Source organism: Kribbella italica, from assembly GCF_014205135.1.
Lineage (GTDB): Bacteria > Actinomycetota > Actinomycetes > Propionibacteriales > Kribbellaceae > Kribbella > Kribbella italica.
Genome location: NZ_JACHMY010000001.1, coordinates 8,506,132 through 8,525,961, shown reverse-complemented (window position 1 = coordinate 8,525,961; position 19,830 = coordinate 8,506,132). Strand labels below are relative to the sequence as shown.

Below are 19,830 nucleotides of genomic sequence, written 5' to 3'. Positions count from 1 at the left end.
TGTGACCTGGATCGACCTTCCCGACGGCACGCCGTTCGGCCCGGACAACCTGCCGCTCGGCGTGTTCCGGCTCGGCGACGAGGAGCCGCGGATCGGCGCCGCGATCGGCGACCACCTGATCGACCTGGCGCCGGTCGCGTCGGCGCAGATGCTGGACGGGTCGCAACTGTTCAACCAGCCCACCCTGAACGCGTTCCTCGCGCTCGGCCGCCCGGCCTGGAAGGCGACCCGCGAGTGGCTGATCGACCTGGTCCGCAACGAGAACAACCGCGACGCCGTCGAGCCGCACCTCGTCCCGCGTTCGGCGGTGACGATGCTGCTGCCGTTCGAGGTCGCCGACTACGTCGACTTCTACGCCTCCGAGGTGCACGCGACCAACCTCGGCCGCCTGTTCCGCCCCGATTCCGAACCCCTGCTGCCGAACTGGAAGCACCTCCCGGTCGGCTACCACGGCCGGGCCGGCACGGTCGTTGCCAGCGGCACCGACATCGTGCGCCCGTCAGGCCAGCGCAAACCCCCGACGGCCGACACCCCGACGTACGGCCCGTCCCAGCGCCTCGACATCGAGGTCGAGCTCGGCTTCGTCGTCGGTACGCCATCGAAGCTCGGGACGCCGGTCTCCGTCGACGCGTTCGAGGACCACGTGTACGGCGTGGTGCTGGTGAACGACTGGTCGGCGCGCGACCTGCAGGCGTGGGAGTACGTGCCGCTCGGGCCCTTCCTCGGCAAGTCGTTCGCGACCTCGATCTCGCCATGGGTGGTGTCGCTGGAGGCGCTGAAGGACGCGACCGTCCCGCTCCCGCGGCAGGACCCGCCGGTCCTCCCCTACCTCCAAGGCGATCTCAAGAACCCGGACATCACCTTCGAGGTCCACTGGAACGGCCAGCTCGTCAGCACCCCGCCGTACAGCGAAATGTACTGGTCCCCCGCGCAGATGCTCGCCCACCTCTCGGTCAACGGCGCCTCCGTGCGCACCGGCGACCTGTACGCCTCCGGCACGGTCAGCGGCAACGCCAAGGACCAGCGCGGCTCGTTCATCGAGCTCTCCTGGGGCGGCCGCGAGCCGATCACCGTCAACGGCGAAGAACGCACGTTCCTCCAGGACGGCGACGAGGTCACCATCACCGGCTGGGCCACCGCCTCCGGCGGCGCGAGGATCGGCCTCGGCGAGGTCACCGGCCGGATCGCACCGGCGGTCAGCTGAGCAGCAGCAGGGAGTCCCAGCCGGTGATCGGGTCGGCGTCGCGCGCGTAGGAGTCCAGAGCGAGCGCGATCCCGGTCGCGCCCTCCATCAGACCGGGCAGGTCGAGCCAGAGGTCGGCCATCGGCTGGTAGTACCGGTACCCGAACGGCGCGGTCGGGTCGTACGACGACACCAGCCGCTCGGCGATCTCGTCGACCACCGGACCCACCGCTCCCGGCTGACGCCGATCGAGGCCGGCGAACATGTGCAACAACCCGGCCCACCCGTGACACAGCATGTCGTCGGTCACCGCCCAGTCGTCGACGGGCCGAGCCAGCAACGACTTGACCGCCTCCAGTCCGGCGGCGTTCAGGTCGGGACGCTCCAACGCCGTCGCTGCCAGCTCCAGCGCGCGGGCGATGCCGGGAGCGCCGTAGCACCAGGACGCTCGGGCCGGCTTCGGTTGCCTGCTCCGGTCCCGCCGCGCGTAGTAGTCCAGGTTCACGTACCCGGTCCAGTAGGGGCCGTAGGCATCGATCTCCCGCCACTCGACCAGCCAGTCGGCCATCGCCGCGATCGCCACGTCCTGACCGGGCACCCGCACACCCTGCGACCAGGCGAGCGACAGCACCCCGAGCGGTCCCGGGACCCCGTGCGCGAGCCCGAAGTTGAGCTGACCTCGCTCGAAACCCTCACCGACCATGGTCTTGGTCGTCCCGTCGTACCACCATCCGGGCACCTTCACCCCGCCGACCTCGACCGGCTCCAGCAACGTCACCAGGCTGCTGAGGACCTCCGGCAGTACGTCGGACCGCCGGTGCAACAGGTACCGCCCGATCCCGCTCAGCCCACCGATCACGTCGACCACCGCCGCGGTCGTCGGCCGGCCGTCGCGGCGCGCCGCCTCGTGCACGGCGATCAGGTAACGCGCCTGCTCGGCGACCCGGAGGTCGAGACGTTCGAGGACGGCGCCGTACTCCCCGCGGGCGCCCGCGACCCGGGTCGCGGACACGAGCGACCCGAGCCCCTCGAAAGGGCCGTCCAGCGGCAGACTCGCGCTGGCGGCCATCGCGAGCTGGAGATAGCGGTGCGCGTGCGCGCGGTGCTCGTCGCCGCCGAGCTCGGCGAACAGCATCGCCGGCGCTCCCGGCCCGCGCGACAGCGTCGGCGGATCCCACGGCGGGCACGGGACGTTGCCGATGTCGATCTGCGTCCCGTTGGCGGTCGTTGCCGCGATCACCTTCTCGGGGTCGGCCAGCCGCTCGGCCAGTTCCGCGACGATCTGCGCCGCCTGGGTCCTCATCGGCGGTGCTCCCGCGCGCCGACCTGCCGTCGTACGGCGGCTCGCAGCAGCCCGTACGCGCGCTGCTCGGCCGTCCGGTCCGTCCCGAGCAGCCGGTTCGCGTGCAGGTGCAGCACGGCGCCGATCGCCTGATGCTGTACCTCGTCGGTGCCGATACCGATCTGTACGCCGTACTCGCGGGCCGCCTCCCGGCGTGGACCAAGCAGCCCTGGCGGGAGGACCTCGCCCGACAAGTAGGGCAAGGCCTCCCGGCGAACCGCGGGCGGGACGTCGTTCGACAGGTCGATCGCGAAGGCGTCGAGGACCCAGCGCCGCCAGTCCCAGTCGCCGAGCGAGGCGAGCAGGTCCGCGCAGTTGACCGCGACCAGCGTCTCGATCGGCAGGTCGAGCTGCCGGGCCGCGCGGAGGGTGAGCTGGTCGATCACCGCGACGCTGTCGGCCTGGAACAACCGCTCCGCGACCGGCATCGCGTCCTCACCGCCGTACCGGGCGATCTCGGGGGCGTAGCCGTCGAGGACGACGGACCGGATCACGCCCGCCTCCACCGCGGCCGTCGTCCAGTCGTGCAGGACCGGCAGAATGTCCGCCGACGGCCCGTGGATGCGCAGCCGCAGATGGGCCTCAGGATCCTTGTAGCGCAGGAAGAACCAGCGATCCACTGAGACCGGCAACTGCTGGACCAGCCCGCTGACGCGCCGGACGAGCAGCGAGTCCTGCGTGTCCGGCAGGGCGTAGACCTTGGCGTAGAGCCACTCACCGCCGGGCTGGTGCCGACGGGCCGGCCGCGACCACGCGCGGGTGGAACGGATCGCGGGACGCGGCCGGTTGCTGAGCAGCGGTACGACGAGCTCGTTGGCGTGCTGGGCCGTGACGTCCAGGCTGCCGAGAGTCGTGGGTGCCTCGGTGACGATGCGGGAACGTCGCAACTGGTCGCGGAGCAGCCGCCGATGCAGCGGGTCGCGCAGGTCGAGATCGAGGTGGTGGTCGGCGATAGAGATCCGGAGCTGGTCGGGCACCTCGTGACGGTCCTGCCAGCGGGACAGTTCGTCGGACCAGCGCTTGGTGGAGAGGGTTTCGTCGGCCAGGGACCGCGGCGCTCGCCAGCGTGCGAGGGCCAGGACGGTACGACGGTGGCGGACGCGCGGCAGCTGGGCGAGCGCGTCGAGACGACCCCAGTGCCAGGGCGTCCACAGGCGGCGGCCGGCGAGAGCGAGTCCAGCGACGAAGCGGGCCGCGTTCGGCGCGGCGGTGGCCATGTTGACCATGTGCGGGCGGACCACCTGCAGCTCACGATCGATGCCGGGAGCAAACAGGAGGAAGCGTTCCCCGTTACTGCCGACCACCAGCTGGTCGATGCCGAGCGCACCCGGTCCCGGGAAGGTGCCGACAGCAAGGACATCCGGCAGCAGCCGCGGCACGCGCAGAACGTTGCCGAACCGCGGATCGGCGGGCAGGAAGTCGAGCTGGACCGGATGCGGGCCGTCCGGAGCGGTCTGCTGCAGCTCGGCCAGCTGCTCCTGGGCATCCAGCAGCTCGGCGAAGCGACCCGCCATCGCGCCCGCGCTCACGGCGCCCGCACCTCCGGCGGCGACCAGTGTGAAGTCTCCGCGGGTCACGGCGTCGGCCGACTCCGCGAGCAGCTGCAGGCACAGGTCCAGCGAGTCCGGCGGGACCTCGTCGTCGTCATCGGCCAGCTGATCGACCAGCTCGGGCGTCAGCCGCAGCTCACCGCCGTCCAGCACCTCACCGAGCAACTCGTCCCGCCAGGCAGGGTAGGGGTTTCCGGGCGTCGGGATCTTGTTGCGCTCGGTCGGTGGCTGCCGGTACTCCGACGGCGCGCCCAGGCCCAGGTGCGGATCCAGGAGCTCGCGGACTCCGACCACGTGGTCGACGCCGTACCGCTCGAGGAACTCGTGGTGGTAGGCCTTGAGGTTCGGCAGCGCGTCGCCGTGCGGAGCCAGTCGCCACAGCACTTCCCCGGCGCGGGCGGCCTCGTCCAGCACGTCCTGCGGCAGGACGACCTCGGCGTCGGCGCGGAGGTCGACCTGCACCGGCGGCCTGTCCGCGGGAGCGACGGCACGCATGGCGTGCGTCAGTTGCCGCCAGACAGGGAGACCTTGGCCGACCTCGGCTTGCGCGTAAGCGCCGAGCAGCTCGACGACGGGGCGGAGCGGATCGTGGCCGAGGGCATCGAAGTCGGTGAGGAGGATCTCGCGCTCGATCAGCTGGCCGAGCAGGGCGTCGACGTGTTCCGGCGTACCTTCCTCGAAGGCCGCGAGCAGCTGGGCGTGCAGTACGCCGTACGGGATCGGTTGGCGCGCGGCAGCCATCGCCGCCTGGACGACGGGTCCGTTGGCGATCGAGAGCGAGCGGCCGGACTCGTCGAGCTGCCGGAGGTACGTCAGGACGACGCGGTCCGCGCGGACCTCGCAGAGGTTGTTGACCACGACGGCGCAGCGGACGCGCAGGTCAGGGTCACGCAGGAGGTCGCGGGTCACCTGGTGCAGCCAGCCGGCGTCCGGCTGGACGACCTTCACCGAGTGGTCGCCGATGGCAACCTTCGCCGCGTCCCCGATCTCGACCAGGCCGACCCCGGCGAGCAGTCCGAACGGCGTTGGCCGGCCGCCCATCCGCAGCCGATAGCGGGTCGCCGAGAGCAGCGCCCGCTCGAGCTTGGACCGATCGAGTTCAGCGACCCGGTCGAGGCTTCGGGCCAAGGAGCCGCTGGAGACCTCGATCGCCTCGCGCAGCAGCGGATCGGAGCTCAGTTCGGCCACCGAGGCGCGCAGCTGCTCGGTGGTCAGCTCCGCCGGGTCCACGCCGGTGCCGGTGGGCGGCGTACCGGTGGACAGGCGGAGGACCGCGAAGCGTCCGGCCCGGAACAGGGACGGGCCGGACGGGGTATCGGTCAGGGCCGCCTCGTCAGCAGCACAGGTAACAGGCTGCGATGCCCACCGGATAGGTGTTCACCGTGCCGGGGGTGAGGCTGCACTTCTCGTCGACTTCCTTGGCCTCGTCGGGGCTGACCGCCTCCTTGTCCCGGGTCGGGTCGGAGACGGGGATGACGTCGAGGTCGAGATCGAACGCGGTCGGAGTCATAGGGTCTGCCTTTCGCTCAGGGATTGCCTTTGCTACAGGAAGTCGTCAGTCAAACACTGCCTGTCGCCAGATTTCAACACCTTGCGACGAATCGATAGGCGGTTTCTCACCAGTTGGGTTCTGCGACCATTTTGTTCATAGCTGTTCGTTTCTATTGACTCATGCTCGCTCTTGAGCAGAGAATCCGAGGCACACCCGCCCGTCGTCCGAGGAGTGCGCTCGTGATTCCCATCCGTCCAGCGGCCGCCACCGCTGCTCTCGCGCTGACCGCGGCACTGCTCGCGGCACCGTCAGCCGGTGCCACCGCGGCCCAGACCACCGGCCCGCTGACCCTCAGCTCCACCGAGCTGACCGTCACCGTCGCCGCCGACTTCCCCCGCGTCGTCCAGTACGCCGACAACGCCTCCGGCCGGATCCTCGGCGGTCAGCCGGACGCGATCTCGACCGTGACGATCAACGGCACGGCCCGGACGGCGCACCTCAAGAGCGCGCCCACCGTCGAGGGCGCCAAGGCCGTCTACCACCTCGCCTTCGACGCGCTGCCCGGCGTCGAGCTGGACGCCAGCCTCGCGCTCACCGGCCGCGTCACCACCTTCGCGATCGACGCCGTCCGCGACACCGAGGCCAGCCGGGTCGGCACGATCGACATCCCCGACCACGACCTCGTCTCGGTCGCGAGCACGGAGGCCGGCGCGACCACCGCGTTCACGACGCTCGACCCCGACTCCACCCGCACCGCCGACAAGATCACCCCGGTCACCGCAGCCACCCCGGCGGAGACCGCGCCCACCGGAGCGGCGTACGCGTTCGTCAGCACCAGCGGCCTGGCCGCCGGGATCGAGTCCAACTCGACGTACGACAAGCCGGCCGGTCAGTCCGTCGACGACGGCGCCCGGTTCTGGCACCGCGCCCGCAAGGCCGCCGACGGCAGTACCCGGGTCGGTGTGTGGAGCGGCCAGTGGACCTACCGCGCCGACACCTCGCCGTACACGGAGCCCTTGCCCTGGGCCAAGGTCGTGGTGACCCCGGACGCGAACAAGGACAAGACGGTCGACTGGCAGGACGGCGCGCTCGCGTTCCGCGCGATCATGACCGAGCCGAAGGGCGGTGAGCTGGTCAAGGACCGGGTGATCACCCACATCCCGTTCAACTTCGCCAGCCAGGCCACGCACCCGTTCCTGCGCACGCTCGACGACGTCAAGCGGATCTCGCTCGCCACCGACGGCCTCGGCCAGCTCGCGCTGCTCAAGGGCTACGGCTCGGAGGGCCACGACTCGGCGCACCCGGACTACGGCGGCAACTACAACCTTCGCGCCGGCGGTCTGACCGATCTCAACACGCTGCTGAAGAAGGGCAAGGGCTGGAACGCCGCGTTCGGCGTGCACGTCAACGCGACCGAGTCCTACCCCGAGGCGAACGCCTTCAGCGAGGACCTGGTCGACAAGGCCGGCAAGGGCTGGAACTGGCTGAACCAGAGCTACTACATCAAGCAGCGGCCAGATCTTGCCTCGAGCAACATCATCAAGCGCTTCCAGCAGCTACGGAACGAGACCGACAAGAACCTGCAGCAGCTCTATATCGACGTCTACTACCAGTCCGGCTGGCTGGCCGACGGCCTGACCCGGCAGCTCGCCGACCAGGGCTGGCAGATCTCGACCGAGTGGGCCGACCGGCACGAGCGCACCTCGCTGTGGTCGCACTGGGCCAACGACCTGGACTACGGCGGCGCGACCAACAAGGGCCTGAACTCCCGGATCATCCGCTTCGTCCGCAACCACGAGAAGGACGTCTGGAACGCCGACCCGATCCTCGGCCAGAGCTCGCTGGTCGAGTTCGAGGGCTGGACCGGCGAGACCGACTGGAACAAGTTCTACGCCAACGTCTGGCAGAAGAACCTGCCGGCCAAGTTCCTCCAGCAGCAGAAGATCACCGACTGGAACGCCGGCGACATCCGCTTCACCGGCGGCGTCCGCGGCACGGTCGAGAACGGCAAGCGGACCGTGTACGCCGGTGACGCCAAAGTCCTCGACGGCGACAAGTACCTGCTCCCCTGGGACCGCAACAAGAAGCTCTACCACTACAACCCCGAGGGCGGCCTGACCGCTTGGCGCGTCCCGGCCCAGCTGGCCGGCGCGACCAAGTTCACCGTCTACAAGCTGACCGACACCGGTCGCGTGAAGGTCACCACGGCCCCGGTCCGCAAGGGCGTGGTCACCCTCGACGCCGTCGCCGGGCAGCCGTACGTCCTGTACCCCGACAAGGCCCCGCAGCAGGCGGCCGCGAACTGGGGCGAAGGCAGCCACCTCAAGGACCCCGGCTTCAACGCCGGTGACCTGAAGGCCTGGAGCCCGACCGGTTACGCCAAGATCGATGCCCTCGGCACCGGCCAGCACGTCGCCGTGCTCGGTCCCGAGCCGACCTCGCTGAAGCAGCGGATCACGGGCCTGACCCGTGGAAAGACCTACAGCGCCTCGGCCTGGATCGAGATCGAACCGGGCAAGTCACGCCGTACGACGATCAGCGCGGGCGGTGTGAGCAACACGATCAGCCGCTCGACCGCCCAGAACCGGGTCGCCTCGGACGACAAGAGCGGCGCGTACTACCAGCGCGCCCGCGTCGTCTTCGATGCCACCGGCAACAGCACCGACCTGACCGTCGCGGCCGCGTCCGGGTCGGCGCGGGTCCGGATCGACGACGTCCGGGTCGTCGAGACCAAGCGCCCGGCCGCCGGGCTGGTGGACGACTTCGAGAACGTCGACCAGGGCTGGGGCCCGTTCGTGAAGGGCGACTCCGGCGGTACGACGGACCCGCGGACGAGCCTCGCCCGCAAGCACGCGCCGTACACGCAGGCGGGCTGGAACGGCAAGCTGGTCGACGACGTGCTCGACGGCGACTGGTCGCTGAAGTCGCACGAGGAGAACCAGGGCGTGGTCTACCGGACGACGCCGGCGACCGTGCCGTTCACGCCGGGGCACAAGTACAAGGTGAGCTTCGACTACGAGAGCGGCCAGGCCGGGCACTACGCCTGGGTGCAAGGTGTCGATCGCCCGACCTCCGTCGAGGTACCAGCTTCGATTGAGGTGAAGGCGACTCCGATCGGTGCCCAGCGGACCAAGGCGAGGTTCGACCAGGAGTTCGTCGCCGGTTGTGGTGGCGACTACTGGGTCGGGCTGCGCAAGCTCACCGGCGGCGGCGACCAGGCGGACTTCGTGATGGACAACTTCGCCGTCACCGATCTCGGCAAGTCGTCCGAGGCCGCGGACTGCACGTCGCTGGCGCTGACCGGCGTCAACGGCCTGGTCTCCGGCGAGGCCAACGACGTCACCTCGACCTTCACCAACAACGACACGGTCGCCGCGAAGAACATCACGCTCGCGCTGCAGGCGCCGACCGGATGGACCGTCGAGGCAACGACCCCGGCGACCCACGCATCGGTTGCCGCCGGCACCAGTGTGAAGACCGTCTTCGCGGTCACCCCGCCCACCGGTACGCCGGAGGGCAAGTACCCGCTGACCGCCACCGGCGGGCGCGCGACCACGGCGGCGGAGGCGACCCTGCTGCCGCCGGGGATCGTCCCGCAGTCGCGGATCAAGATCACCGAGGTCTCCAGCGAGGACCCCGGAACCGACGGCCCGGCGACCGCGGCGCTGGACGGAAACCCGAGCACGCTGTGGCACACCGCCTGGTCCGAGGTGCCGACGCCGGCGACGTACCCGCATCACCTGACGCTCGACCTCGGGACGTCGTACGCGGTGGACGGCTTCAGCTACCTGCCCCGGCAGTCCGGCACGAACGGGATGTTCAAGGGCTACGAGCTGTACGTCAGCACCGACGGGCAGAACTGGGGTACGCCGGTGAAGACCGGTGAGTTCCCCAACTCGACCGCCGTGCAGCGGCTCGAGTTCCCCGCGGTCACCGGCCGGTACGTGAAGTTCGTCGGCACCAGTTCGCTCAACGGCGCCGTGTTCGGCTCGGCCGCCGAGCTGAACGTGTACGGCACGCGCTAGTACGACGGCAGCGGCGCCACCTCTCCCCCGGGAGGTGGCGCCGCTGCGCGGGATCACTTGGTGACGTTGACGCTCACCGCGGCGCTGGCGGCCTTGGCGGTGACGACCCGGAACTTGTTCACGCCGACGCGGCCGCTCTGCACCCACACCGAGTAGGTGGCCTTCGAGGTCACCTTGGTGGTGGCCGGGAAGTTGACCCACTTGCCGTTCTCCAGCCGCTGCACCTGGACCTTGGTGTTCGCCGCGATCCCGGTGGTCTTGCCGGTGAAGGAAACCTTCGCCCACGCCTTGGCGGTGGCCTTGTCGGACTTGATGCTGATCGTCGGCGCGGCCGCGACGCTCGAGGACACCTGGGCACTCGGGCCGGACTGCGCGGCCTGGGCCTGAACGGTGCTCAGGGCAACGGCTCCGCCGGCCACGGTGAGGCCCGCGAGCACGGCGACGGAACGACGGACGAGCTGAGAACGAACGCGCATGATCTTCTGATTTCCCCTCGTATGGAACGGATTCCGGTGAACCCGACGTGAGAGGAGACGCTGCCCCGGCGGCAGAAGTTGTGTTAAGAATCCGTCTCAGGTGACGGCGGCAGCACCAGCCGGGCCAGCGCACCACCGGTCGGCGCGGCCCCGAAGGTCAGCTCGGCGCCGAGCACCTTCGCGTGCCCCGCCGCGATGGTCAGCCCGAGCCCGTGCCCGGCACCACGCTCGGCCATCCCGGAGCGGAACCGTCGGGGGCCCTCGGCAATCAGTTCCTCCGGGTACCCGGAGCCGTGGTCGACCACCTCGACGGTCCGGCCCTGCACGGTCACCTCGATCGGCGGCCGGCCGTGCCGCAGCCCGTTGACGATCAGGTTGGCCAGGATCCGCTCGACCCGGCGCGAGTCGGTCGACACCGTCGCGTCGGTCCCGGTCAGCCGTACGACGACGCTGTCCGGCGCGATCGCCTGCTGCATCCGCAGCCGGCCGACCGCCGACGCGACGAACGCGCCGAGGCCGATGTGCTCCAGATCGGCCTGCTCGACCCCGGAGTCGAACCGCGCGATCTCCAGCAGGTCCTCGACCAGGCCGCGGAGCACCTTGGCCCGGTCGCGCACCAGCTCGCTCGGTCGGCTGGGCGGCAGTAGCTCGGCCGCCGTCAGGAGCCCGGTGACCGGCGTACGGAGGTCGTGCGCGACGTCGGCGGTGAACCGCCGCTCGGCCTCCAGCTGCCCACGCAGCGAACTGGCCATCGAGTCGATCGCCGTCGCGAGCGCGTGCACCTCGTCCTTGTTGCGACTGCCCACCTTGCCGTCGCGCTTGCCGATCGTCTCGACCGCCGAAGCGTCCAGGTCACCACCCGCGATCCTGCGCGCCGAGCCCGCCACGGCGACGATCCGCCGCGACAGGCTGCCGGCCGCGACCACGCTCACCAGCGCCACCATCGCGACCGTCCCGATGCCGCCGATGATGAGGGCGCGCCGGAGCGCCCGCATCGAGGCGTCCTCGTTGTCGTAGTCCTGCACGATCGACAGGACCTTGCCCCCCTTGACGCCGACCGCGGCCCACATCTTCGGGTTCGGCGAACCGGTCTTGAACGTCGCCCGCTTGCCCTCCCGGACCGCCTCGAGCAACTGGTCCGGTACGGCGGGGTCGTCCAGCTGCGACCCGAGCACCTCGACCTCGTTGAGGTTGTAGGTGTCCGCCGCCGCCTTGATCCGTTCGTCGGCCAGCCCCCGGGTCCGGTCCAGCCGCGACGACTCGGCCTGCGTGTAGACCGCCACGCAGAGCACGAGGATCGCCAGCGAGGAGACCAGCAGGAAGATCAGGCCGAGCTTGCTCCGCAGCCCCACGGGTGTCCTCCGTCCTCGAGGTCAGGTGCGGTGGATGAGGGGGTGTCTCCCGGGGAACCGGGAGACACCCCCTCACGCGCGAAGCTTGTATCCGAACCCGCGGACGGTCTCGATGCGGTCGGCGCCGATCTTGGTGCGCAGCCGCTGCAGATGGACGTCGACCAGCCGGCCGTCGCCACCCCACTCGTAGTCCCAGACGCGCTGCAGCAGCGTGCTGCGGCTCAGGACCACACCCGGGTTGTTCGCGAACTCGATCAGCAGCTTGAGCTCGGTCGGCGTCAGCTGGACGGTGCTTCCGCCCCGGCGTACCTCCAGAGCCTCCCGGTCCAGCTCCAGGTCGCCGAACGACTCGATGCCGGCTCCCGTCGCCGGGCTTGGCCGCTCCGGGTCCGCCACCGCGCGCCGCATCACCGCACGCAGCCGGGCGACCAGGACCTGCGTGTCGAACGGCTTGGTCACGTAGTCGTCGGCGCCGGCCTCCAGGCCGAGGACGACGTCCAGCGCGTCACCGCGGGCCGACACCATCACGATCGGGACCAGGCTGGTCTCCCGGATCCGGCGGCACACGGAGATGCCGTCCAGGCCGGGCAGCATGATGTCCAGCATCACGGCGTCGGGGTGGATCTTCTCGAAACTCTCGATCGCCTCCAGGCCGTCCTCGGCCGTGGTGACGTCGTAGCCGTGCCGCTCGAGGGTCAACTGGGTCGCCTCACGGATCACCGCGTCGTCCTCGACCATCAGGATGCGCGCTGCCGGTTCTTCCGGTACCACTGAAGTTCAGTCTCCCTTTTGGTCCTGCGAGCTCTCCAAGATCATCTGCCGACCAGTCCAACGGTAGACCTGGATCCGGGTTACAGATGGGCAGCAAACTTTGTCGTCCGCGGCGTACACGCCCGACTCCACGACGAGCTTGCCGCTCTGGCTGGCACTGATCTTGGTCTGCTCGGCCCTGAGACCCCAAATCCGGCGCGGACCGGTGGGCTCGGCGGCCATCAGGACAGCACCGTAGTTGAAATCCAGGTCGGCCGTGTGGATGTAGACCACGAGTTGCGGGTACGCCGACTTGGTGACGTTCAGTGTCGGGCCGCGGCTCATGCAGCGCTCGACCAGTGTGCAGCTCTTGAGGATGTCCCGGAAGAAGGTTTCGAGCTTCTTGTCGGCCAGCAGCTTCAGCCGGACCTGGGCGAGGCTGACCGTCACCGGCGGTGTCCGGCGGGGGTCCGGTGTCTGGGTCTCGCCGAAACCCTTGATGCTCGGCGAAGCGGACGGCGCGGGCGACGGACCGGCGGCCGGCTCGGCACCCTCGACCCGCAGGCCGGTGCCGTTCGCGCAGCCGGCGGCAAGCGTCAGGGCGACCACGGCCAGCGCCGCCGGCAGGATCTGCCTAGCTCGCATGGGTCGCCTCCTGAAATGCCTCACCGAACAGCTTCTTTCCCCCGTGTCCCCGTGATTCGGACAACTACCTTCCATAGTGCGGCCCCGACGTCACAACCGGTGGCCACAATCGTCCAGTGGCCTCGGCAGTTCCGTTGCGGTTGAGTCACAAAAGGTGGAACAACTCTCAGCTCACGACCACCTTGCCCGGATTCAGCAAGTTCTGCGGATCGAGCGCGGCCTTGATCGAACGGTGCACCGACAGCGCCACCGGGCCGATCTCCTGGGCCAGCCAGTCGCGCTTCAGCACTCCGACGCCGTGCTCCCCGGTGATCGTTCCGCCCAGCTCCAGACCGATCTCCATGATCTTGTCGAACGCCACCTGCGCCCGCCGGGCCTGCTCGGGGTCGGTCGCGTCGAACACGACCGTCGGGTGCATGTTGCCGTCGCCGGCGTGGCCGAGCACACCGACGGTGATGTCCAGATCCCGCGCGACCTTCTCGGTCGCGCCGATGAAGTCGGCCAGCCGGGACCGCGGTACGCAGACGTCGTCGATCATCGTCGTGCCGAGCTCGTCGAGCGCGAGCAGCGCCGCCCGCCGGGCCTCCAGCAGCAGGTCGCCCTCGGCCTCGTCGTCGGCCTCGATGCACTCGATCGCGGCGTTCTCGCGGCACAGCTTGGCCACCGTCGCGATGTCGGCCGCGCCCGCGGCACCGCCCGCGTCGGACTGCGCGATCAGCATCGCCGCCGCGTCCTCCGGCAGGTCCATCCGCTTGTAGGCGTTGACCGCGCGGATCGTGGTCCGGTCCATGATCTCCAGCAGACTCAGCGAGACACCGGACCGGATGATCTCGACGATCGCCTCGCCGGCCGCGACCCCGGAGCCGAACAGCGCGGCCATCGTCCGCGGCTTGGCCGTCGCCGGCCGTAGCGCCAGCGTGGCCTCGGTGATGATCCCGAGCGTGCCCTCGCTGCCGACGATCAGCTTGGTCAGGTCGTACCCGGCCACGCCCTTCACGGTCCGGCGGCCGGTACGCAGGATCTCGCCGTTCGCGAGCACGACCTCGAGCGCGAGCACGTAGTCCGTGGTCACGCCGTACTTCACGCAGCACAGGCCGCCCGAGTTGGTCGACAGGTTGCCGCCGATCGAGCAGAACTCCCAGCTGGACGGGTCCGGCGGGTAGAACAGTCCCTGCTCGGCGACCGCACGCGACAACACGGCGTTGAAGACCCCGGGCTGCGTCACGACGTACCGGTCGACCGGCTGGATCTCGAGGATCTTGTCCATCTTCTCCAGCGAGATCACGACGCAGCCGTCCAGCGCGTTCGCGGCACCGGACAGGCCGGACCGCGCGCCCTGCGGAACCACGGGCACGCCGAACTCGGCCGCGGCTCGCACCGCGGCCTGCACGTGCGCCGTCTCCCGGGCCAGGACGACGGCCGCCGGCACCCCGGCCGGGCAGAACATCGCCCGGTCGTACCGGAAGCTCTCCATCCGGTCCGGATCGGTGACCAACGCCTCCGGAGGCAGGACCTGACGCAACCGCTCGACGACCTCACTCATGCCGTCGAGCCTAGTGGCCGTCCGGTGCCATGGCAGCTTGTCGCCGTGCGGTGGTGTCGGCCAGGGCGTGTCTCCCGCTTCCCGCCGTAGCGAGCAGGTGCTCGGTGCGGTAGCTCAGCGTGCTGGAGTGAAGGCCTCGATGTTTTTCCATCGTGGTCTTTGCTCCAGTGCGCTGAGGTGCCGTGCCGAGTGCCGCGCAGTAGGCGGGAAGCGGGAGACACGCCCTTAGCGGGTCCGGGCGGTCCGGTTCTCCGAGATCTTGCTCCAGCCGCTGCCGAAGTTGTGGTACTCCCGGGCGATCGCCGTGAACGTCGTACTCGTGTCCAGCGACTTCACCTTCGGAGTCCGGCAGGTGCGCTGCCCGGCCACCACCGCGCCGGTGCCACCGCTGCTGTCGCAGGTCAGTGTCCGGCCGTTGTTGGACCCGCCGGTCTGCACCAGGATCGCGGTACTCATCGCGTACCTCGGCAGCTTCGCGTCCATCACGACCTCGGCCCAGTACTGCGAGCAGTTGTCCCGCACCAGCTTGATGTCGCCCCAGCCGGGCGGCTTGTTGTCGCGAAAGATCTGCGCTGACGAGATCGGTCTGGCACCCGGGCAGTTGGCCTCTTCGACGGCCTGTGCTGGTGAGGCCAGAGCGATTGCGCCCGCTCCGGCCAGGCCCGCGGTGCTGAGCAGAATGCCCAGTGTCTTCATCGGAAACCCTTCCTGGACGTGCGCCCCGACGCCCGTCCACTGGGCAGCGTACGCGAACCGCCCCTGACCTGACAGTCAATCCGGTAATCGGACATTGAACGGTCGGTATCGGGGGCGGTACCCAGCGTGTCGGTCACCGGTGCCTTACAGGTTGCCGCGGCGCTCCTGCTCGCGCTCGATCGCCTCGAACAGCGCCTTGAAGTTGCCCTTGCCGAAACCGAGCGAGCCGTGCCGCTCGATCAGCTCGTAGAACACCGTCGGCCGGTCGCCGAGCGGCTTCATGAAGATCTGCAGTAGGTACCCGTCCTCGTCGCGGTCGACCAGGATCTTGCGCGACTGCAGCTCGTCGATCGGCACCCGGACGTGCCCGATCCGCTCCCGCAGCTCCGGGTCCTCGTAGTACGAGTCCGGCGTAGCCAGGAACTCGACACCGTTGGCCCGCATGATGTCGACGGTGCGCAGGATGTCGTTGGTGGCCAGCGCGATGTGCTGCGCGCCGGCGCCGTCGTAGAACTCCAGGAACTCGTCGATCTGCGACTTCTTCTTCGCGATCGCCGGCTCGTTCAGCGGGAACTTGACCCGGTGGTTGCCGTTGGCCACCACCTTGCTCATCAGCGCCGAGTAGTCGGTGGCGATGTCGTCGCCGACGAACTCCGCCATGTTCACGAAGCCCATCACCTTGTTGTAGAAGGTGACCCACTCGTCCATCAGGCCGAGCTCGACGTTGCCGACGACGTGGTCGATGGCCTGGAACAGCCGCTTCGGGTGTCCCTCGGGCCGCTGCACCTGCGTCTCGGCGGCCACGAAGCCGGGCAGGTACGGGCCGTCGTACCGGCTGCGGTCGATCAGCGTGTGCCGGGTGTCGCCGTACGCCGCGATGGCCGCGCGGCGGACCGTGCCGTGCTCGTCACTGACGTCGTGCGGCTCCTCCAGCACGGTCGCCCCCTGCTCGCGGGCGTGCTTGATGCACTTGTCCACGTCCGGCACCTCGAGCGCGATGTCGGAGACACCGTCGCCGTGCTTGCGGTGGTGGTCGTTCAGCGGGCTGTCCGGCGTGACGCCGCCGGTGATCACGAAGCGGCCGGAGCCGGCCTTCAGCACGAACGCCTTGTGGTCCTTGGTGCCGTGCTCCGGACCGGAGTACGCGACCAGGTCCATGCCGAAGGCGAGCTGGTAGTACTTCGCGGTCTGGGTCGCGTTGCCGACCACGAAGACGACGGCGTCCATCGCGGTCACCGGGAACGGGTCGCTGCTCTCGTCGTACGGGACGAGGCCGACGAGCTGCTTGAGCTGGTCCAGGTCCAGATCGGCGTCGAGCTCGGCGGGGGTGAGGTCGGTGCTGGTCATCGCGGGTCCTCCCGGTCGGTGGCTAGCTTGTCTGGGAGCCTCGCTGGTTGCGGACAGGTTGTGCAACCGTTCTTCGTTTGACTGGTCAGCTTGTGCAGTATTCTCAGGTTGTCATTGGACTATTTGGTCACCCTGACCACTGCTTGGAGGCTGCCGTGCCGGTCGACGCCCTGGACGCCGAGATCCTCGACCTGTTCGCCGCCGAGCCCCGGGTCGGTGTCCTGGAGGCGTCCCGCCGCCTCGGCGTCGCGCGAGGCACGGTCCAGGCCCGCCTCGACCGCCTCCAGCGCGACGGCGTCGTCCGCGGCTGGGGCCCGGACGTCGACACCGCCGCCATCGGCTACCCGGTCACCGCCTTCGCCACCCTGCAGATCGAGCAGGGCTCCGGTCATACGACGGTCGCCGCCGCGCTGGCCGCCATCCCCGAGGTGCTCGAGGTCCACACCATCACCGGCGCCGAGGACCTCTGGTGCCGCATCGTCGCCCGCTCCAACGCGGACCTGCAACGCGTGATCGACCAGGTCGTCATCGTCCACGGCATCCAGCGCGCGTCGACGGTGATCGCGCTCGCCGAACAGATCCCCCACCGGGTACTACCGCTGCTCCGGGCGGCAACTTCCAAGTAGTCGCCCGGGGCGTAAGGCCTACTTCAAGTAGCCGGCCCGGGGCACAGGACCTACTGCAAGTAGTTCACGCGAGGCGTTTGGCGACTTCGACCGCGGCTCGGGCGACTCTCGGCCCGACGAAATCCCGGTCGAGCTTCCCCAGAACGACCACACCGATGCTCGCCTCCACACCAGGCACCCCCAGCACCGGCGACGACACTCCCTGCGCACCCGCCTGCAGCTCACCCGCGGTGATCACGAACGGCCGCCCGGCCGGATCAGGCTTCCGGCGCCCCGCCAGGATCGCCTTGCCCGCCGCGCCCTGGTCGAGCGCGTGCCGCGAACCCATCCGGTACGACACGTGGAAGTCGGTCCAGCTCGGCTCGATCACCGCGATCGCGAGCGCCTCCTCACCGTCGGCGACGGTCAGGTGCGCGGTGGCTCCGGTGTCCTCGGCGAGCGACCGCAGCACCGGCAGCGCGGCGTCCCGCAGCGTCGGCTGGACCCGCCGGCTGTAGTGCAGCACCGCGAGACCGAGCCGGGCCCGCCCCTCGCTGTCCCGCCGTACCAGCCGGTGCAGCTCCAGCGTGTTGACCAGCCGGTACACCACCGTGCGGCTGACCCCGAGCGACGCCGCCAGTTCGGTGATCGACAGCCCGTCCGGGGCGTCCGCCAGTAGCTCGAGGACCGTCAGCCCCCGATCGAGCGTCTGGGACGTCTCTGCCGGCACAGCCGAAGCGTATCCGCTTTTCGGGCGCGGACCGATGGCGCCGTATCTTGCTCCCGTGCGAAATTACTGGTCACTCCTCCCGGCCATCGCCGTCGCGGTCGTCCTGATCCTGCTGTACGCCGTGCCGACGCTGATCAATCCGCAGTGGACGACCACCGTGCTCGGGCTGTTCCAGCAGCACCCCGAGGACGCCGATCCGGCCGGCCGCCGGATGACGCCCAAGCGGATCCAGTCCCGCCGGATGCTCGCCGGACTGCTCGTCGTGGTCGCGCTCGGGCTGGTCGGGTTCAACATCTCGCTCAACCGCGAGGCGAACGGCTGCTACCAGGCGGCCACCGCCTGGGGCGCGGTCGACCGCCCACCGGCCGGCAACCAGAAGCGCACCAGCGACGACCCGTGCATCTCGATGATCTACGGCACGTTCATCGGCGACGGCGCCGGCGCGGTCACCGGCGACAACCCGCAACCGGTGGCGGCGTACCAGCTGATGGGTGACAAGAAACCGAAGTACCTGAAGTGGGTCCAGAACCGGCCGTCGTACGACGACGGCGACCTGCTGATCGGCGTCGCCGGCGAATGTGTGCTCGACCTGAAGGTCGAGCAGGGCAAGGACAAGATCACCACGGTGATCGACATGGACCAGCCGTGCCCGGTCGACGACGACATCTCGCTGACCCCGATCAAGCTGAAGGAACCCCTCGGCGACCGCAAACTGGTCACCGTCGACGGCAAGGAACTGCAGCGGATCAACCCGGACCTGGACTCCTGGCCGACGGTCCTGAAGAAGCTCGTCACCGGAGGCTGAGCCTCAGCGCAGGGCGCGGACCTCGGCGTCGTACTCGCGGAACGGGCGGTTGCGGGCGAGCAGGATCAGCAGACCGACGATGCACACGCAGGCGCCGCCGGCGAGCGCGATCGTCGGGGTGGTCAGGTCGGCCGTCGTACCGGCCACGAAGTCGCCGAGCCGCGGTCCACCGGCGACGACCACGATGAACACGCCCTGCAGGCGCCCGCGCATCGCGTCCGGCGCCGCCGACTGCAGGACGGTGTTCCGGTACGCCGAGCTGACCATGTCGGCCATCCCGGACATCGCCAGCAGCGCGACCCCGAGCCAGATCGACCGGGCGAAGCCGAACAGCCCGACCGCCGCGGCGTACGCCGTGATCGCGACCACGATCGCGATCCCCTGCCGCCGGACCCGGCTGACCCAGCCGGAGAACACGACGCCGAGCAGCGCCCCGATCGCGGGCGCCGCCTGCAGCAGCCCGACCGTCTTCACCCCACCGGCGAAGAACGATCCGGCCACCGCCGGGAACAGCGCCCGCGGCTGCGCGAACACCATCGCGAGGATGTCGGCCAGGAACGTCGCCAGCAGCGCGGGTGCTGCCCGGAGGAACGTGAACCCTTCGAGCACCGAGCGGATCCCGGCCCGCCGGACCTCGCCGGTCGGCGGCACCGGCGGCAGCCGGAACAGCGCGTACAGCGCGGCCGTGAACGTGACGACGTCGACCAGGTACGCCGCCCCGAACCCGTGCCAGGCGATCACCGTGGCCCCGAGCAACGGCCCCGCGGTGAACCCGAGGTTGAACGCCGCCTGGCTCAGGGTATTGGCCGCCGGCAACAACTCGGGCCGGACCAGCCGCGGGATGATCGCCGAGCGCGCCGGGTTGTTCACCGCGAAACAGGCCGACTGCACCGCCACGACGGCGTACAGGACCCAGACCTGTTCCCACTCCAGCACCGACTGCACGACCAGCACCATCGAGAGCAACCAGAGGCCACCCGAGCTCACCAGCGCGAGCGTCCGGCGGTCGATCGCGTCCGCCATCGCCCCGCCGTACAGGCCGAAGACGATCAGCGGCACCAGCGCGAACAACCCCACCAGCCCGACCGCGAACGTCGACCCGGTCAGCGCGTACACCTGGATCGACACCGTCACCGCGGTCATCTGCTGCCCGAGCTGCGAAACCGTCGACCCCATCCACAGCCGCCGAAAGTCCGGCGACTCCTTGAGCGGTCGGAGATCGGTCAGCAGGCGAGGCACAGACGTAACCTATGTCACGACGTGACGTGCCTTACCAGGAGGTCGCGGGC

General features: G+C 69.8%; 16 protein-coding genes. 4 read left to right on the top strand and 12 right to left on the bottom strand.

All coding sequences use genetic code 11. The features are described from left to right. Position 1 precedes the first annotated feature (1 nt). Entirely contained in the window at positions 2–1,204 is a 1,203-nt protein-coding gene (fahA, locus tag HDA39_RS40065; protein ID WP_184804519.1) for a fumarylacetoacetase, read from the top strand. Here fahA and HDA39_RS40060 read toward each other — a convergent pair. From HDA39_RS40060 to HDA39_RS40050, 3 genes are all read right to left on the bottom strand, one after another. Then, the gene (locus HDA39_RS40060) at positions 1,197–2,486 is read right to left on the bottom strand and encodes a lanthionine synthetase C family protein (RefSeq protein ID WP_184804516.1); all 1,290 of its coding nucleotides are present in this window, start codon (positions 2,484–2,486) and stop codon (positions 1,197–1,199) included. The two genes, fahA and HDA39_RS40060, sit on opposite strands and share 8 nt — an antisense overlap. Then, positions 2,483–5,305 carry a thiopeptide-type bacteriocin biosynthesis protein gene (locus HDA39_RS40055; protein WP_184804513.1) on the bottom strand — a complete coding sequence of 941 codons (2,823 nt, stop codon included), beginning with the start codon at positions 5,303–5,305 and terminating at the stop codon, positions 2,483–2,485. The genes HDA39_RS40060 and HDA39_RS40055 overlap by 4 nt, the downstream gene beginning before the upstream one ends. 103 nt (positions 5,306–5,408) lie before the next feature. After that, positions 5,409–5,585: a hypothetical protein gene (locus tag HDA39_RS40050; RefSeq protein ID WP_184804510.1), complete on the bottom strand. Its 177-nt coding sequence runs from the start codon at positions 5,583–5,585 to the stop codon at positions 5,409–5,411. 221 nt (positions 5,586–5,806) lie between these two features. Between HDA39_RS40050 and HDA39_RS40045 the strand changes: the two genes are divergently transcribed. Beyond that, on the top strand, positions 5,807–9,592 hold the full coding sequence (locus HDA39_RS40045) for an endo-alpha-N-acetylgalactosaminidase family protein (RefSeq protein WP_337926099.1): 3,786 nt from the start codon (positions 5,807–5,809) through the stop codon (positions 9,590–9,592). 53 nt (positions 9,593–9,645) lie between these two features. Here the strand turns inward: HDA39_RS40045 and HDA39_RS40040 are convergent, their stop codons facing one another. From HDA39_RS40040 to hppD, 7 genes are all read right to left on the bottom strand, one after another. Then, a complete protein-coding gene (locus HDA39_RS40040) occupies positions 9,646–10,068 on the bottom strand; it encodes a hypothetical protein (protein ID WP_184804504.1) in 423 nt (140 codons plus the stop codon). An 83-nt stretch (positions 10,069–10,151) separates the two neighbouring features. Further along, positions 10,152–11,420, bottom strand: coding sequence for an ATP-binding protein (locus HDA39_RS40035; RefSeq protein ID WP_184804501.1), 1,269 nt, complete (start codon positions 11,418–11,420; stop codon positions 10,152–10,154). A 72-nt stretch (positions 11,421–11,492) separates the two neighbouring features. Then, positions 11,493–12,191 carry a two-component system response regulator CseB gene (cseB, locus tag HDA39_RS40030; RefSeq protein WP_337926098.1) on the bottom strand — a complete coding sequence of 233 codons (699 nt, stop codon included), beginning with the start codon at positions 12,189–12,191 and terminating at the stop codon, positions 11,493–11,495. A gap of 6 nt (positions 12,192–12,197) precedes the next feature. Beyond that, positions 12,198–12,815, bottom strand: coding sequence for a hypothetical protein (locus HDA39_RS40025; protein ID WP_184804498.1), 618 nt, complete (start codon positions 12,813–12,815; stop codon positions 12,198–12,200). Positions 12,816–12,981: 166 nt separating this feature from the next. Continuing rightward, a complete protein-coding gene (locus tag HDA39_RS40020; protein ID WP_184804495.1) occupies positions 12,982–14,358 on the bottom strand; it encodes an FAD-binding oxidoreductase in 1,377 nt (458 codons plus the stop codon). Positions 14,359–14,583: 225 nt separating this feature from the next. Beyond that, on the bottom strand, positions 14,584–15,054 hold the full coding sequence (locus HDA39_RS40015) for a DUF2690 domain-containing protein (RefSeq protein ID WP_184804492.1): 471 nt from the start codon (positions 15,052–15,054) through the stop codon (positions 14,584–14,586). Positions 15,055–15,198: 144 nt separating this feature from the next. After that, the gene (gene hppD / locus HDA39_RS40010; RefSeq protein ID WP_184804489.1) at positions 15,199–16,401 is read right to left on the bottom strand and encodes a 4-hydroxyphenylpyruvate dioxygenase; all 1,203 of its coding nucleotides are present in this window, start codon (positions 16,399–16,401) and stop codon (positions 15,199–15,201) included. Positions 16,402–16,556: 155 nt separating this feature from the next. Between hppD and HDA39_RS40005 the strand changes: the two genes are divergently transcribed. Beyond that, positions 16,557–17,027: an Lrp/AsnC ligand binding domain-containing protein gene (locus tag HDA39_RS40005; protein WP_184804486.1), complete on the top strand. Its 471-nt coding sequence runs from the start codon at positions 16,557–16,559 to the stop codon at positions 17,025–17,027. A 64-nt stretch (positions 17,028–17,091) separates the two neighbouring features. Here the strand turns inward: HDA39_RS40005 and HDA39_RS40000 are convergent, their stop codons facing one another. Continuing rightward, positions 17,092–17,736 (bottom strand): IclR family transcriptional regulator, encoded by a 645-nt coding sequence (locus tag HDA39_RS40000; RefSeq protein WP_133977902.1) that lies wholly within the window; start codon positions 17,734–17,736, stop codon positions 17,092–17,094. 55 nt (positions 17,737–17,791) lie between these two features. Between HDA39_RS40000 and HDA39_RS39995 the strand changes: the two genes are divergently transcribed. Next, positions 17,792–18,541: a hypothetical protein gene (locus HDA39_RS39995; protein WP_337926097.1), complete on the top strand. Its 750-nt coding sequence runs from the start codon at positions 17,792–17,794 to the stop codon at positions 18,539–18,541. Between the two features lie 3 nt (positions 18,542–18,544). Here HDA39_RS39995 and HDA39_RS39990 read toward each other — a convergent pair whose 3' ends face one another. Beyond that, positions 18,545–19,780 carry an MFS transporter gene (locus HDA39_RS39990; protein WP_337926096.1) on the bottom strand — a complete coding sequence of 412 codons (1,236 nt, stop codon included), beginning with the start codon at positions 19,778–19,780 and terminating at the stop codon, positions 18,545–18,547. Positions 19,781–19,830 lie beyond the last annotated feature (50 nt).